15 protein-coding genes and 1 pseudogene are annotated in these 16,350 nt (G+C 38.4%); 10 read left to right on the top strand and 6 right to left on the bottom strand.

Annotated features, from left to right (window positions below):
* Together C1642_RS06485 and rhtC are read left to right on the top strand one after the other, a co-directional pair.
* Window positions 1-2,339 (top strand): DNA translocase FtsK (locus C1642_RS06485; RefSeq protein ID WP_103236090.1); only part of this gene is annotated, 2,339 nt, incomplete at its 5' end.
* A 149-nt stretch (window positions 2,340-2,488) separates the two neighbouring features.
* Window positions 2,489-3,109 (top strand): threonine export protein RhtC, encoded by a 621-nt coding sequence (gene rhtC / locus C1642_RS06490; RefSeq protein WP_000959263.1) that lies wholly within the window; start codon window positions 2,489-2,491, stop codon window positions 3,107-3,109.
* 42 nt (window positions 3,110-3,151) lie between these two features.
* Here the strand turns inward: rhtC and C1642_RS06495 are convergent, their stop codons facing one another.
* The 6 genes and pseudogenes from C1642_RS06495 to C1642_RS06520 all read right to left on the bottom strand — a co-directional run bounded on the left by C1642_RS06495 (window position 3,152) and on the right by C1642_RS06520 (window position 7,510).
* Window positions 3,152-3,439, bottom strand: coding sequence for a PA4642 family protein (locus C1642_RS06495; RefSeq protein ID WP_001218560.1), 288 nt, complete (start codon window positions 3,437-3,439; stop codon window positions 3,152-3,154).
* 83 nt (window positions 3,440-3,522) lie between these two features.
* Window positions 3,523-3,795, bottom strand: a complete 273-nt coding sequence (gene minE, locus C1642_RS06500; RefSeq protein WP_000896934.1) for a cell division topological specificity factor MinE — start codon at window positions 3,793-3,795, stop codon at window positions 3,523-3,525.
* 2 nt (window positions 3,796-3,797) lie between these two features.
* Window positions 3,798-4,610 (bottom strand): septum site-determining protein MinD, encoded by an 813-nt coding sequence (gene minD, locus C1642_RS06505; RefSeq protein WP_001074362.1) that lies wholly within the window; start codon window positions 4,608-4,610, stop codon window positions 3,798-3,800.
* A 70-nt stretch (window positions 4,611-4,680) separates the two neighbouring features.
* A complete protein-coding gene (gene minC / locus C1642_RS06510; RefSeq protein WP_000763675.1) occupies window positions 4,681-5,403 on the bottom strand; it encodes a septum site-determining protein MinC in 723 nt (240 codons plus the stop codon).
* Window positions 5,404-5,524: 121 nt separating this feature from the next.
* Window positions 5,525-6,571 (bottom strand): hypothetical protein, encoded by a 1,047-nt coding sequence (locus C1642_RS06515; protein ID WP_001181638.1) that lies wholly within the window; start codon window positions 6,569-6,571, stop codon window positions 5,525-5,527.
* 16 nt (window positions 6,572-6,587) lie between these two features.
* Window positions 6,588-7,510, bottom strand: a pseudogene (locus C1642_RS06520) (acyltransferase).
* 244 nt (window positions 7,511-7,754) lie between these two features.
* On the opposite strand from C1642_RS06520, the gene C1642_RS06525 reads away from it, so the two are divergent.
* The 8 genes from C1642_RS06525 to C1642_RS06560 all read left to right on the top strand — a co-directional run bounded on the left by C1642_RS06525 (window position 7,755) and on the right by C1642_RS06560 (window position 16,227).
* A complete protein-coding gene (locus tag C1642_RS06525) occupies window positions 7,755-8,408 on the top strand; it encodes an OmpA family protein (protein ID WP_001202415.1) in 654 nt (217 codons plus the stop codon).
* Window positions 8,409-8,601: 193 nt separating this feature from the next.
* Window positions 8,602-10,641, top strand: coding sequence for a DNA helicase Rep (gene rep, locus C1642_RS06530; RefSeq protein ID WP_000093035.1), 2,040 nt, complete (start codon window positions 8,602-8,604; stop codon window positions 10,639-10,641).
* 24 nt (window positions 10,642-10,665) lie between these two features.
* Window positions 10,666-11,118, top strand: coding sequence for a dUTP diphosphatase (gene dut, locus C1642_RS06535; protein WP_000868152.1), 453 nt, complete (start codon window positions 10,666-10,668; stop codon window positions 11,116-11,118).
* A gap of 199 nt (window positions 11,119-11,317) precedes the next feature.
* Window positions 11,318-12,736 carry a phosphomannomutase/phosphoglucomutase gene (locus C1642_RS06540; RefSeq protein WP_103236091.1) on the top strand — a complete coding sequence of 473 codons (1,419 nt, stop codon included), beginning with the start codon at window positions 11,318-11,320 and terminating at the stop codon, window positions 12,734-12,736.
* 14 nt (window positions 12,737-12,750) lie between these two features.
* A complete protein-coding gene (gene argB / locus C1642_RS06545; RefSeq protein WP_001135419.1) occupies window positions 12,751-13,659 on the top strand; it encodes an acetylglutamate kinase in 909 nt (302 codons plus the stop codon).
* 120 nt (window positions 13,660-13,779) lie between these two features.
* Window positions 13,780-14,562 carry a GNAT family N-acetyltransferase gene (locus C1642_RS06550; protein WP_000890283.1) on the top strand — a complete coding sequence of 261 codons (783 nt, stop codon included), beginning with the start codon at window positions 13,780-13,782 and terminating at the stop codon, window positions 14,560-14,562.
* Window positions 14,563-14,670: 108 nt separating this feature from the next.
* A complete protein-coding gene (locus C1642_RS06555) occupies window positions 14,671-15,519 on the top strand; it encodes a class II glutamine amidotransferase (protein ID WP_000336551.1) in 849 nt (282 codons plus the stop codon).
* Window positions 15,520-15,771: 252 nt separating this feature from the next.
* Entirely contained in the window at window positions 15,772-16,227 is a 456-nt protein-coding gene (locus C1642_RS06560) for a bacteriohemerythrin (protein WP_000782976.1), read from the top strand.
* The last annotated feature ends 123 nt before the right edge of the window (window positions 16,228-16,350 follow it).

Here is a 16,350-nt window from a genome sequence, read left to right on the forward strand (position 1 = left end):
CAGAAAAGGCTCAAAGCAAAGCGAGCTCTACACGACATGATGAAATAGCAGAGCGTTTATTTGCTGACGTTTTAGCTAAAGAACAAAGTCAACCTGAAACGATTGAAGAAAAACCAACTCCTCAGCCAGAAAACTTTGAGCGTACACTTGAGCAAGCCCAACAACTTAAAAAAGACAGTGAGCGTTTAGTGGCTACGGGGGAGGTTTGGCGTGCGTTACAGCGTGATGATGTAAGCCATAAACAAGAAATTGATGCGCTGTTAAGAGCTGCTGATGATTCAAGTGAACAGCCTTCGACTCATGAGCAATTTCAGCAAACAGTTTATCAGGCTAAACAAAATCAACCATCGAATACTCATCAAGGTTTAGATTGGAATGATGATGAGATTTTTGATGAACTACTTGCTGCAGTTCCAAATAGTAAAACGGCAACTGACGTGCATACGCCATTTGTTCAAGATCATCATGTTGAACCAGAAGTTACACCGCAAGCTCCTCAAACATTAGTTGAATCATCTGTACCTGTATCGAATTTAAATCAGTCACCTAAAAATTTATCGAATGAAGAAGTCTTTGATGATTTTGACGACTTATTGATTGATGAGGATATCCCGCCAGCAACTCAACCGATCAAGGCAAGTAGCTATGCGCAATCTTCGGCTTTTGTAAAAGCGCCTATTCAAACTACGATTGGTGCAGAGAAGCTGTCAAAAGAAGAATTTATTGAAGCTTGGCAGGAAACTGCTGGAAAACCTCAGGATGACCTTGAGGATGAGTTTGATTTTGATGCGCCTTTAACAGATGCATCAGGTCGACCAATGTCTCGTGCCATGCAAGTGGCTAAAAAGCGTTTAGATTTACCAACATTACCGGGCTTTGAATTGCTTGATAAGGTTGATCCAAATAAGAAAGTTAACTTTACCGAGGAACAGCTTTCTCGTTTGTCTGAGTTACTTGAGATCAAGTTACAAGAGTTTAATGTGAAGGCTCAAGTGGTTGAAGCTCAGCCGGGTCCAGTGGTTACACGGTTTGAATTAGATTTAGCACCGGGTGTGAAAGCATCTAAAGTGACTAATATTTCCCGTGACTTGGCACGTTCAATGTCTATGGCTTCTGTACGTGTAGTAGAGGTTATTCCGGGTAAACCATATATTGGTATTGAAGTTCCAAATAGTGCTCGTGAAATGGTACGTTTGATTGAACTCTTGGAAACACCCGCATATCGTGACCCAAGTGCTCTCATTAGTATGGCAATGGGTAAAGATATTTCAGGTAATCCGGTACTAACAGACTTGGCAAAAGCACCGCATATGTTGGTTGCGGGTACTACAGGTTCGGGTAAATCTGTTGCCGTTAACTCGATGATTTTATCGATGTTACTTAAATATACCCCTGACCAATTGCGTCTGATTTTAATCGACCCGAAACAGCTTGAATTAGCCAACTACAACGATATTCCGCATTTATTAACGCCTGTAGTCACTGACATGAAAGATGCAGTGAGTGCATTAAACTGGTGTGTAAATGAAATGGAACGTCGTTATAAACTTATGTCGTTCTTAAAAATTCGTAAGTTAAGTGACTACAACCGAAAAGTTGAAGAAGCGCTTGCAAATGGAGAAGACTTGATTGATCCAACATGGAAACCAAGTGATTCAGCGACACAAGAGCGTGCACCTCGTTTAACGCCATTACCATCAATTGTGATTGTGGCAGATGAGTTTGCCGACATGATTATGCAGGTAGGCAAGAAAGCAGAAGAAATGATTACGCGTTTGGCGCAAAAATCTCGTGCTGCTGGTATTCACTTATTGCTTGCAACTCAACGTCCATCGGTAGATGTCATTACAGGCCTTATTAAAGCCAATATTCCAACGCGTGTAGCTTTACGTGTAAACAGTAAAATTGACTCACGTACTATTTTGGATGCAGGTGGTGCAGAAGACTTGTTAGGCCACGGTGATATGCTGTTCTTAGGACCAGGTAAGATTGAGCCAGAACGTGTGCATGGTGCATTTATTAGTGATGATGAAGTTAACCGTATTTGTGATGCATGGCGTGAACGTGGCGAACCAGACTACGTAGATGAGATCTTAACTCCATTTGATGAGGAGCCTGCTTCGCGTGGCTTTGAAGAAGGTGAGGGTGGTTCAGACCGTGATGCACTTTATGATCAATGTGTATCGTTTGTTTTAGAAACTCGAAAAGCTTCTACATCTTCATTACAGCGTAAGTTTAGCCTTGGTTATAACCGTGCCGCTCGTATCATTGATCAAATGGAAGAGAATGGGATTGTGAGTGCTATGGGGGCCAACGGTAAGCGCGATATTTTAGTTTAATATCTATAGTTAAAATTAAGCCTCTTCGGAGGCTTTTTTTATGGTTAAAAATAATTATTACTACGGGTAGTTTGAGATTTTATCAAATAGTAAAAAATGCTAATGTGTGCTTCTCAATAAATAACAATGAAACAAATCAGGAGGACAACATGTTAGTCGCGTTAATTACGTTAGCTTTTATTCATTTTTGTGCGCTTATTACTCCAGGGCCTGATTTTTTTCTGGTATCACAGACCGCAGTGAGCCGATCTCGTAAAGAAGCAATGCTGGTTGTTGCAGGAATAACAGTGGGTGTTATGTTTTGGGCTTCTTTAGCACTGATGGGCTTAAATATTATTTTTGAGAAAATGGCTTGGTTAAAGCAAGGTTTACTTATTGCTGGCGGTTTATACCTATGCTGGTTAGGATACCAAATGTTGCGTTCGGCATTTTCAAAAAATCAGCAGGAAGAGGTGACAACTGTTGAATTACCGAAAGCGCCGTATTTATTTTTTATGAAGGGATTACTCACCAATTTATCGAACCCTAAAGCTGTGATCTATTTTGGTAGTGTATTCTCTTTATTTTTAGCAAATCCTCAGCTTGATCAAGTCCATTGGCTGCTTTTTATTATTGTGTCGGTTGAAACAATTTTATGGTTCTGCTTTGTGACTTTTATTTTTTCATTACCGAGCTTTAGAGCCGCTTACCGTAATTTTTCAAAATGGATTGATGGTATTTCTGGGGGAATTTTTACCGTTTTCGGTATTTTCCTGATTGGAAATCGATAATTTTAAATAAGAAAAAAGCCTCTTTATGAGGCTTTTTTATTTTTAAGCAAACTTTGCTAAAACTTCTAAAAACGGCGCTGATTGACGTGGGAATTTAGCAATCACGTCATGGATGCGTTCGCCTTCCGGATTAGTCGCATTAATATCTCGTCCATCTGCAACAAATTTAGTTAAAAGACGTTCATAGTCATTTGGACGCATATGTTTGAAAGCATGGTAGAGCACATGGAAGTCTGCGTTCACACCATTTGGAGGAAGTTGGTTGAGGTAGGCAAAAACACGCTCATCGGACCATTCTTCATTGAAAGTTGCTGGCTGTGATAATGCCATGACAATCTCCTCATTTTAAAAAAGGCAAAATAACTTGCGTTATTTTGCCTTGATTCTGTTTTATTGAATAGTCAGAAATAGAATTATCGTTCTTCAGGTAAATTGATATTCATTTCTAACATTTCGATGTTTGCTTCAGAACGAACTTGCATTTGGATATGCTGTTCGCCTACACCGCTAACATAACGACTGACCACCTGCATGATTTCTTTCTTCATTTGGTCAATCTTGTCTTGGCTTAAACGACGGCCTAAACCTTGTTCTGATGCAACAATGACTTTTAAACGATCTTTGGCAGTTTGAGCACTTGATGGTTTTTCTTCACTGCTAAATAATTTACTCCAGAATCCTGCCATATCTACGCTCCAAATAGTCGTGCTAACCAGCCTTTAGGTTGAGCTGTGATGTGTCGATAAGGGCGGTCTTCGCCAAGAAAGCGAGCAACCAAGTCATCATACGCTTGTCCAGCTTTAGTTTCTGAATACAGAATAACTGGCTTACCTTCGTTTGATGCTTGTAATACACTTGGACATTCAGGAATAACACCTAATGTCGGTACGCGTAAAATATCTTTAGAAATATCATCAATCGTCAGCATTTCCTGACGGTCAGCACGTTCAGGGTTAAAACGTGTAATACATAAATGTTTACGTATACGTCCTTCGTTGTGTTCAACTTTTTTAGTTTTGCTATCTAACATTCCGATGATGCGGTCAGAGTCACGTACTGAAGAAATTTCAGGGTTTGTCACAATGATTGCTTCATCTGCATGGTACATTGCTAAAATTGCACCACGCTCGATCCCCGCAGGTGAGTCACAAATAATGTAATCAAATTCTTGAGAAAGCTCATCAATTACACGAGCAACACCTTCGTCGCTCAAAGCATCTTTATCACGGGTTTGGGAAGCCGGCAAAATGTAAAGGTTTTCGATATCTTTATCGCGAATAAGGGCTTGTTGCAGACGTGCTTCATTATTAATTACATTGACGAAATCATAAACAACACGACGCTCACAACCCATAATTAAATCAAGGTTACGTAAGCCTACATCAAAGTCAATCACAACAGTTTTATGACCACGAAGGGCTAAACCTGTTGCAAAAGATGCACTCGTTGTAGTTTTACCTACACCACCTTTGCCTGATGTTACGACAACAATTTTGGCCACCGAATCCACTCCTATTATGGTCATACATACACCCTTAAAAGGGCTGTTTTTTGGTGATTTGCTTAATAAACTAAAGTTCTAGAGCTTCAAATTCAAGCTCTTGCTTTTCATTTAAATAAATATGTACTGGCTTTTTTACCACATGTTTAGGGATATCATCTGCGACACAATATGTTCCGGCAATGGAAACGAGTTCAGCCTCTAAAGATTGGCAAAAAATGCGTGCAGCAGCGTGCCCACCCGCACCAGCAATGACTCTACCACGAACCGTGCCATAAATATGTATATTTCCTGAAGCAATCACTTCGGAACCACTATTCATGCCAGCTTTTAAAATAATATCGCCTTGGTCTTGTACAAGAGATTGGCCTGTACGCAAAATTTCATCATGATAAGAGGTAATATGGGCAACTGCATTATTATTTAGTGGTTTTTTTGTTTCTACTGAAGCTTGTGCAGAGGTAGGCTTCTCTACAATTGCAACTTGCTCTGCAGTTGGTTTAATACGTTGTAATGGCTGATCTGCCGGTAATACAGGGAACTGAATGGCGCGTGCTTCGTCGCCTAAAATACCGTCAATGACAGCCATAGGCTGTAAGCCTAAGCTGACTAACAGCTGAATTAAAGCAATAAGCTCTTGTTCAACAGTACTATCTATAATAACGACAGTTCCCTGATAGGAACCTTCATTTAATATATTTGATAATTGCTGGCGGATCACATCATGATCATTCGTATCGAAGGTTATCCTGCTAAAGTTAACCATTCTGCCGGTAATCCGGATATCAGCCATAAGTCTTCCTTCAAGGCGTTAAAACGAGCTGTAATATCGTTAAGTTTATTGTAAATAGAGCAAATGCTAGAACAAATCGTACCAATTCTCTAGCGTGATTTATAAAAAAATAAATAAATGCTTATTCTTTGATTCGATCATACTCCGCGAGTGTTTGTTGCCACTGTTTAACTTTAACTTGTTTACGGACAGCTTCTAGCGTTTCAAAAACGACAGACTCAACCAGCTGCTCAAGTTCATGGTTATCAATATTTATATGGCTAATTTTTTGAGAAATTAATTGATAAGTTGAATTAGGATGTGTGGCTGAACCTTCAATTAACGGTTCTATTAAACCAGCACTGATATTTTCACCAAGACGTTGACCAATACTTTGAATTTGTTGCTCAATACGTCCCCCTACAAGTGGAATAAGCCTTAATAATTGTGTTAATTCAGGCGTATCTTCTATTGCCTGATCTACAATTTGTCCGACAGCTCGGGTGATTGCAGGCTTTTGTTCTTTTAAAGCAGTTGCTAAAGATTCTTGTAATAGGGCAGTTAGGGTTACGGTAAATTGTTCACGATGATGATTAACCAAATCATGAATAATTTGTTTATGGCTAGAACTCGTTTCAAGCTCGTATCGAATACCGTCAATTACGGTAATCACTACGCGGTCCGACAACTCTTCCATAACCACACGGTAATAAAAGAGACCTGTCTTTCTCCAGCTTTCAGGAATAACCGGATAACCAAGTTCGTGTAAACGGTATGCAATAATCCCGGCACGGAATAAACGTAGAAAACGTAGCTGAGGAATAATAGCTAAAATTTCATACCAGTGAATGAAAGGGAAGAAGAACCAACGCTTATGATGTTTATAAACGATAGCAATTCCCCAACGGACCAGTAGTTCAATAATTAGAAAACCAATAAACCAGGCTTCAGAGGTAATAACCCATGGGTGTAAATGGGTACGGTAGAAAGACAATACTTGGGGCAAATGGATATGTTCAAAGAACCATGCCCCAATACTGCTCATTAAAAAGAAATTGGCTGCAAGACAGAACAGATTGAAAATGATAATAAACACCATAAAGATGTCGTAGACCAAAAACAGCTTAAATGAAAGGCTGCTTGAATCTACACGGTGATATTTCGTTTGCTTTCCGGAACTGTTTTGCATAAAAGTGGATTCTTTTTTAAAGATTCGTAGTCGCGTATTGAGCTTTCATTTTCTCGATGAGCTGATCTTTTTCAGTCCAGAGTTCATGTACCCATTGTTGAAAACGTTCACGGTAAACTGGGTCATCTTCATAATTACCCCCGAGAACCCAGTCTGGTATTTCAATTTTTCGAAGATTGACCGCAATTTTTGAAACGTCACCTAGCCAGAAATCGCCATAACCTGGTACGCCATCAGGGTAGACAATATATCAACTAAAGCATCAATTTTGTCGCCCAAAATATTTAACGCCAGAGCCAAACCACCTGCTTTAGGTTTTAATAAATGTTTATATGGTGATTTTTGTTGGTCGTGTTTTTCCTGAGTAAAACGAGTCCCTTCCAAATAATTTAATAATGTAAAAGGTTGACTTAAGAGCTGTTCACAAGCTTTACGTGCTTCCATCATATCGCGGTCTTTGAGTTCAGGGTTTTTCGCGATTTGCTCTTTTGTATGACGCTTCATCATTGGGAAGCCTAAGATTTTAAAAGCTTGACCCACGAAAGGAATAAAGATGAGCTCCCACTTGGTAAAAAAGCGGGTAAGTGGCATACGGGTTAACCCGAAATACTGGTTTACCGTGGTATCAACCCAACTTTGATGGTTACAAGTCATTAAATAACGACCTTGCATATTCAGATCAAGGCCTTCGTCAATGCTAATGTCCCATTTTAAATTAGGTAAAACATGATCAATGAGCCAATTATTGACACCAAGCCAGCTATTAGTAATTTGAATATTGGTTTCATCAATTTTTGAAGACTTTTTAAATAGCTTTGTTAAACCTAAAGCTAAGACAGGTGGTCCATGAAAAAAAGTGCTACCTGTGATGACTGTACCTACAGTGAGTCCACGTGTAATTTTTTTTAGCGCAGATTGCTTATTGGGTGCAGTTGACATATAAATGGCCCCGAATATCCAAAATCCATAGAAAGTTGTTCAACTATAACTATCGTGAAATGAAATACAACGGTATCTTAGACAACAATGAAGAAATTGTGATGAGTGCACACCTTAAAGTGCATCAAAATATTACAAAAAAATAACTAAACTGTTTATTATTAACAAAATATCAATGTTTTATACTTCCTTTTTGTTTCATTATTCATTCAACAACAAAACACTCAAAGTGAGGAGGCATGCAATGCGTGCATTAGTTATTTCAACAGTGGTAGGGGCAGCAGTAGTACTTTCTGGTTGTCAAACAACAGGTAATAACCTTGGTGGCGTTGAATACGATAAAGCCGCATTAGGTACTTTGATCGGCGCAGCAGCTGGCTACGGTATTTCTAAATCAAATGCAAACTCTAGCCGTCAAAACAACCGTGCTGCGGCAATTGGTGCAGTTCTTGGTGCAGCTGGCGGTTTATATCTTGACCAAAAAGAGAAAAAATTACGCGAACAAATGGCTGGTACGGGTGTAGAAGTAGGCCGTAACCCAGATGGTTCTGTTCAATTGATTATGCCTGGTAGCATTACTTTTGATACTAACAAATCAAACATCAAGCCAAACTTCTATGCAACTTTGGACAAAGTAGCTCAAACATTGGCTGAAGATAACAAGAGCGCGATTTTAGTTACTGGTTATACAGATAACACTGGTAATGACTCTATTAACATCCCATTATCTCAAGCGCGTGCTCAATCAGTTAAAAACTATTTAGCTGGTAAAGGTGTTCCATCTAGCCGTATCGATGCACAAGGTTATGGTTCTTCTAACCCAATCGCAGACAACTCAACTGCTTCTGGTCGTGAACAAAACCGCCGTGTAGAAATCAGCATTTACGCTAAACAATAAGATCTAGTTTATTGTTTCAAAAACCACCTTCGGGTGGTTTTTTTATGGGTGAAGTATAAAAAATAATCACGACATTCTGCGGCGCATAAATTGCATTATTAGACATCATTTATACATATCCGTAGATTTACTATTGGGATTCTAAAAAAGAGATGACTATAATCATGCTCGAAAAATTAAGAGGTAATACACGATGTCATCTGCCAGTCAACTGAACAACAAGCAAGAAGAAGCCATGAAATATACTCAAGGCCCTTTATTGGTGCTTGCTGGCGCTGGTTCAGGTAAAACATCGGTAATTACGCGTAAAATTGCTTATTTGGTGCAACATTGCCGTATTCCTGCGCATCGTATTACAGCGATGACCTTTACTAATAAAGCTGCACGTGAAATGAAAGAGCGTGTCACTAAGCTTTTATCACGTGAAGAAGCAAAAGGTTTGTCCGTTTCGACCTTCCATACTTTTGGTTTAAATCTTTTACGTTTAGAACTTAAAAATTTACCTTTAAAAGCTAATTTTTCGATTTTGGATGCAGATGACTGTAAACGTATTTTGATGGATTTGATGCATCGCGATAATTTATCGGGTGCAGAGAGTAAAGAACTAATTGCCAAGGCAATGAAGAAAATTTCAGATTGGAAAAACGATCTGATTTTGCCTGAACAAGCACATTCGACGTGTGAAACTCCTGAAGATGTCCAGTTTGCCCATCTTTATCAACTTTATGAACGTAATTTACGTGCCTACAATGCAGTTGACTTTGATGACCTCATTGTTATGCCAACCCGCTTATTGCAAGAAAATGCGGAAGTACGTGACAAATGGCAAAACCGTGTTCGTTACTTGCTAGTGGATGAGTATCAAGATACCAACACCGCGCAATATATTTTGGTGAAATTACTAGTTGGCGTAATGGGGCAGTTTACTGCCGTAGGTGATGATGACCAGTCGATTTATGCATGGCGTGGGGCTAAGCCTGAAAACATGGCTTTGCTTAAACAGGATTTCCCAAATCTTCATATTATTAAGCTTGAACAAAATTACCGCTCGACCAGCCGTATTTTGAAAGCTGCGAACTGTGTGATTCAAAATAACCCGCATATTTTTGATAAAAAATTGTGGAGTGATAAAGGGCATGGTGAGGTCATCAGAATTATTACCTGTCGTAATGATGATGATGAAGCAGAACGTGTAGTCAAAGACTTACTGACTCACAAACTTATGAATGGTAAGAACTGGAAAGATTACGCTGTATTGTACCGTGGTAACTTTCAGGCGCGTGTATTGGAAACACAACTTCGCCAAATGCAGATTCCGTACAAACTCTCTGGCGGTACATCGTTCTTTGCGCGTGCAGAAATTAAAGATGTAATGAGTTATTTACGTCTTATTATTAACCCAGAAGATGACAGTGCTTTCTTACGTATTATTAATACGCCTAAACGTGCGATTGGCCCAGTTACTCTTGAGAAGTTGGGCCTATTTGCACAAGAAAATAATTTGTCTTTACTTGGTGCTTCTTCTGACCAGCGCTTAAGTATGGTGCTTCCTAAAAAGGCAGAAACTCAATTGCATGAGTTTGCTGACTTTATCTCGACGTTTACACGTGAGCTGTTGGAAGATGATGAGCCTGTGCCTAAAGTTCGTCAAATGATGAATGAAGCGGGTTATATCGACTATATTCGTGAGCAATCCGCAACGCCTGCGCAAGAGAAAAGTAAGCTCGATAATATTGAGAATTTGTTTAGTAGTATTCAAAACTTAATTAATCGTGCTGAAGATGTTGATGAAAAGAACATTGAAAGTGTGATTCGAAAACTAGTCTTGCTTGATATGTTAGAGCAACAGCAAGAGGAAGAAGACACTGATAAAGTGAACTTACTTACTCTACATGCCGCTAAAGGTTTGGAATTCCCATATGTCTATATTATGGGTCTTGAAGAAGAGCTGTTGCCGCATAAGAATTCGATTGCTGCTGAAACAATTGAAGAAGAACGCCGTCTTATGTACGTGGGAATTACCCGTGCACGTCAAGGCTTAACTTTGACTTTGGCAGAGCAGCGTAAAAATGGTGGTCAAATGAAACAGATGACTCCAAGCCGTTTCCTCGATGAGCTTCCGCAAGATGAGCTCGAATGGTTAGGGCGTAAAAAGAAAATTGCAGCAAATGTTGATCCTAAAGAACAGGCTCAACAATATTTGGCAAATTTAAAAGCTTTATTAAAGCGTTAATTTTTTTAATTTTTAGGAAATCCCATGAAAGTTCAAGTTAAATTGCTCGATCCGCGTTTAGGTAAAGAGTGGCCTTTACCTTCATATGCAACAGCAGGGTCAGCAGGTTTAGATTTACGTGCCTGTTTAGATGAAGCAATTGAGATTGAACCAGGCCAAACTGTTTTGGTTAAAACAGGTATGGCAATTTATATTCATGATGTGAATTTTGCTGGTTTAATTCTACCGCGTTCAGGTTTAGGCCATAAACACGGTATCGTGCTTGGCAACTTAGTTGGTTTGATTGATTCGGACTATCAAGGTGAGTTGATGGTTTCAGTGTGGAACCGTGGTCAAACCACCTTCCGTTTAGAACCGGGTGAGCGTTTAGCACAGTATGTTTTAGTTCCAGTAGTTCAGGCTGAATTTGAGCAAGTAGAGGAATTTGAAGAAACTTTACGTGGCGCAGGCGGTTTTGGTCACACTGGTAAACAATAATTAATTTATAAAAAATAATGAAAAGAAACGCTTGTTTTACAAGTGTTTCTTTTTACACCTTGAATGTTACAATGAATTATATTACAAAACGCTTTACTCATATTCTTTTAACTTTTTTTAGCAAATACCCATTTTTCAGATTTTGAATACTCTATGTTTTTGCGATAGATCAAATTGATCTTTAAATAGAAGATACGCTATGAATGTAAGACACTCATTTCCAAAAAATATTTTCCGTGCTTACGATATTAGAGGCAAACTTTCTTATTTAACTACGGACGTCGTCCGTTCAATTGCCTATGGATTGGCACAACAATATAAACAAGCAGAACAAACTCAACTGATTATTGGTTATGATGCGCGCCTAACGAGTCCGGCTTATGCGCATTTAATCGAAGAGATATTAGTAGAGCAGGGTTTAAATGTTACAAATATTGGTTGTTGCTCAACCCCGATGATGTACTACATTGCACGGGAGTTTGGTGGTAATGGCATAATGGTAACAGCTAGCCATAACCCTAAATCAGATAATGGTATTAAATGGATTTTAAGAGGTGAACCTCCATCTCCTGAAATGATCCAGCAAGTAGGTGAATTTGCGCAAACTTATGTACCTACTCATAAAATTTCATTATTAGAATTATCAACTCCTCAATTTAATTCAGAATTTTGTAAAAAATACCAACAAGCAATCTTTAACGATATTCAACTCAAGCGTCCTTTAAAAGTTGTATTAGATGGCCTGCATGGATCGGCAGGGCATTGCTCAAAACTCGTACTTGAAAAAATGGGTTGTGAAGTCATTGCTTTACGTACGACTCCAAATGGTGAGTTCCCTGATCACGCACCAGACCCTTCACATGCTGCGCATTTAAAAGAACTACGTAAAACGATTATTGAACAGGGGGCAGATATTGGTATTGCCCTTGATGGCGATGGCGACCGTGTCGTATTACTTGATGAAAAAGCCAATATACTTACCGCTGACCGTTTATTGTCACTATTTGCACAAATGTGTCTGGAGCAGCAACCAGACAAAGAAATTGTATTTGATGTGAAATGCTCACTCATGGTTCAAAGAACCGTAGAACGACTTGGTGGTAAACCCAAAATGATTCGCACGGGAAGTAGCTTCCTCCGCGCGTATTTATCTCAATCAAATGGTAACGCTATTTTTGGGGGCGAATACGCGGGTCATTATGTATTTAATGATGGGCGTGGTTTTGGGTATGACGATGGTTTGTACGCTGCATTACGTGTAATGGAATATTTCACTGAGTCGAGTGCGGCAACAATTTCTGATTTATTTTCTAATTATCCTGAAAGATGCTGTACCGAAGATACTTATATTGGTACCCATCATTCCGACCCTAAACATGTACTACAAGATATTGAAATTTTAAGCCATCGTTTGGGTGCTCGAATTAGTAAAATTGATGGCGTACGTCTTGATTTTGATGATGGTTTTGGCATTATTCGAGCATCAAATACAGGTGAGTATTTTACCGTAAGATTTGACGCTGATAATCCTTTACGTTTAAAGGAAATCCAGCAAAAATTTATTGATATGTTGCAAGAGCGTTATCCGCAAATTGCACAAGAACTTTCTGAGGCCTAATAAGGAGAGGCGCAATGCCACAAGATCAGCATCTCGGCGTCGACAAAGCAAAAATCTTGATTGAAGCTTTGCCATATATTCAACGTTTTTCTGGTAAGACGCTGGTGGTGAAATACGGTGGTAATGCGATGACTGATCCTGAATTGGAAAGTTCATTTGCCCGCGATATCGTTTTACTTAAAACTGTGGGTTTAAACCCGATTGTTGTGCATGGCGGTGGCCCACAAGTTGACTCTTTCTTAAAGCAATTAGGACGTGAGTCTGACCGTATTGATGGTATGCGTGTGACCGATGAAGCTACGATGGAAGTGGTTGAAATGGTCCTAGGTGGTAGCGTAAACAAATCTATTGTTAATTTGATTAATAAACACGGCGGCCGTGCAATTGGCTTGACTGGTCAAGATGGCAACCTATTACGTGCCCGTAAATTATTAATGGAAAAACAAGAAGAGGACGGTTCGATCAAACATATCGACTTAGGTATGGTTGGTGAGGTGACCGGGGTTAAAACTGACGTATTAGAGATGTTTACTCAAAGCGACTTTATTCCTGTTATTGCTCCATTAGGTGTTGATGAAAAAGGTAATACTTACAATATTAATGCTGACTTGGTGGCTGGGAAGGTCGCAGAAGCATTAGGCGCAGAAAAATTAATTCTGCTGACTAATATTAGTGGCGTATTAGATGAAAACAAAAACCTTTTAACCGGTTTAACGACACAAGAAGTTGACCGTTTAATCGAAACAGGCGTAATTTACGGTGGAATGATTCCTAAAGTAGGCTGTGCGCTTGACGCTGTAAAAGGTGGTGTTGTGAGCGCACATATTGTTGACGGTCGTGTACCGCACGCAACATTACTTGAAATCTTTACAGATCACGGGGTTGGTACGCTCATTTCTAACCGTACACAAACGACTCACTAAACCTTATTATTTTTTATTAAAAGATCACGCTAAGTGGTCTTTTTTTATGCCATTTAATTTTGGTCATTTTTTTGTCATGAGCTTTGACTAGTGTAGTGGGTGTCACTAGGAGCGTTCATTATGCTGGAAAAATTTAATCAATATCGCCAAACCTGGACTTTACCTTTAAATCGCCATAAGGCTAACAATCAAACACAATTCCGCTTTGAATGGGTTGATAATTTAAAAGAATTACAAGATGTACAACGGTTTCGTGCACAACAATTTAGTAAACAATTCGGCATTCAATTTGAAGATAATTTAGATCAAGATATTTACGATTTTGGCTGTGAGCATGCTGTATTAAGAGAAAAATGGACAGGAGAGATAGTTGCTTATACACGACTTAAGCTCTTTCAAGGCCATGAAATAGGGCAAAGTTACAGTGCTAATGAGTTTGACATTGTTCCACACTTGTCGCATTTGCCAAATGTATTAGAGATAGGGCGTACTTGTGTACATCCACGTTTTCGTAATGGTAAGGCGCTTTCAACATTATGGCTGAATCTTGCACCTAAAGTATTGTGGTCAATGCGTGCTAAATATTTGATGGGATGTGTCAGTATTCATCTGCAAGATAATTTGGCTAGAGCGTACTATACGCACCGTCAAATTCAGCAATTACCGGACACTAAAACTATCGATATTCGTTCTAAAAAAATCTATGAACCTGAATATCCGGAGTTTAGTTTCCCTCAAGACGAGCGGATGCCGAAACTATTCCAAATGTATTTGAGTATGCAGTCTAAATTATCTAAAGATGCCTTCTTTGATGCTGAATTTAACTGTCTTGATTACTTTGTATTTTTAGAAGTGAATAAAATTGCCACTTCGTTTGTAATGAACAAAATGGCTCAGCGATAAAGTTATCTTATATTTTGTAATAGCGAGCGCATATTGGGATTTACAAGCCAATTTACTCTCATGCACAATAGTACGCATGGGGTAATGAAGTGAAAGTTTAAAAACAATATGTGCCAGCTATTAGGAATGAATTGTGCAACACCAACGGATATCACTTTTTCTTTCCGTGGTTTTTCACAACGCGCAGGAATTACCTCTGACCATAGTGATGGTTTTGGTATTGCCTTTTTTGAAGATAAGGCATGCCGTTTATTTGTAGATAACCAGTCTGCAGTTGAATCACCAATTGCTGATCTTATTCGTAATTATCCCATTAAATCACGTAATGTAATCGCACATATTCGTAAGGCGACTCAAGGCAAAATTACGCTTGAGAACTCACATCCTTTTATTCGGGAGTTATGGGGACGTCACTGGATTTTTGCCCATAATGGCGATTTACATGATTTTAATCCACCCTTGAGCGGACGTTTTACGCCGGTAGGGAATACCGATAGCGAAAGAGCATTTTGTTATTTATTAGATCAACTGGTCGAAGTATTTGGTTATGAAGAACCAACGCTTGAGCAGATATTTGAAGTATTAGAAAAGATTTCTCCTCAAATTGCAGAATATGGGACATTTAATTTCTGTTTATCGAATGGTAAAGCTTTATTTAGTTATGCAATTACTAAATTACATTGGTTAGTTCGAGAATATCCATTCAATAATGCACATTTAATTGATTTAGATGTTGAGGTTGATTTTAGTCAGGTGACGACTCCTGAAGATCGAGTTGCAGTAATTACCACGGAACCTTTAACTCATAATGAAACATGGATTGCTTATCAACCTGGTGAAATGATTTTATTTCAACATGGTAAACCTATAAAAAAAGCGATTACTCAAGTTGAAAGATTAATACGTGAAGAGAAAAATCCTGAACTTAAGCGTATTACTCGTGCTGACCAATATTAATTTTTTATTAAAAGAAATGTAGTTTCTTGAGAAATATATATTTTTGTTTATTTAATAATAAAGTATTTTGTTTAAAAAATACTTTATCTTTTTAGTTGGTTAATATTAATTAATTTTTTAAAAATCAAAATCTTAACTATTTATTCATTTTTATTTATTTAAAGCCGACAAAATAGCTTTGTTTTTATTTATACCCTTTAAAGATAAGATGCGGTTTATGCAACAGTCATTGAACATCATTGGGGGTGATGTATGAAAATGAAATGGGCTTCAGAATATAATACTGGTATTGACGTTATTGATGAGCAACATAAACGAATACTGGATTATATTAACGAGATTGATGATGTAAAAGATGATGAGGATAGACGTCGTATTAAAGATGTTTTAGACAATATTATTGATTATACACAATCACATTTTACCTTTGAAGAAAGTTTACAAGAGGAAGCAGATTATAAATATAGAGTGCCTCATAAACGTGTACATGACTTATTTATTAAAAAAATAGAGTTATATCGTGAACGTTTTGAAATGGGCCATACCATTGAAGCAGAATTACAAGAGATCTTGGCTAAATGGTTAATTAACCATATTCAACATGATGATGCCGATTATGTGGGGGCAGTAAAAGAAAATATGATGGGGATTATTAGAGAAAAAGAAAAGAAGAAAGGAAAGAACTGGTTCGCCCGTTTTTTCTCATAACCTTAACTAAAAAAACTCTAATATACAGTTAGCGCGGCAAACTATCGTTTCGGTGGTTTGCTTTTTTTATTGTGCAAACTTTGATTTTCATGCATGAGACGGGCAAAATATCTATAGACTTTT

The sequence above is a fragment of the Acinetobacter sp. AKBS16 genome, from assembly GCF_002899995.1.
GTDB classification, from domain to species: Bacteria; Pseudomonadota; Gammaproteobacteria; order Pseudomonadales; family Moraxellaceae; genus Acinetobacter; species Acinetobacter baumannii.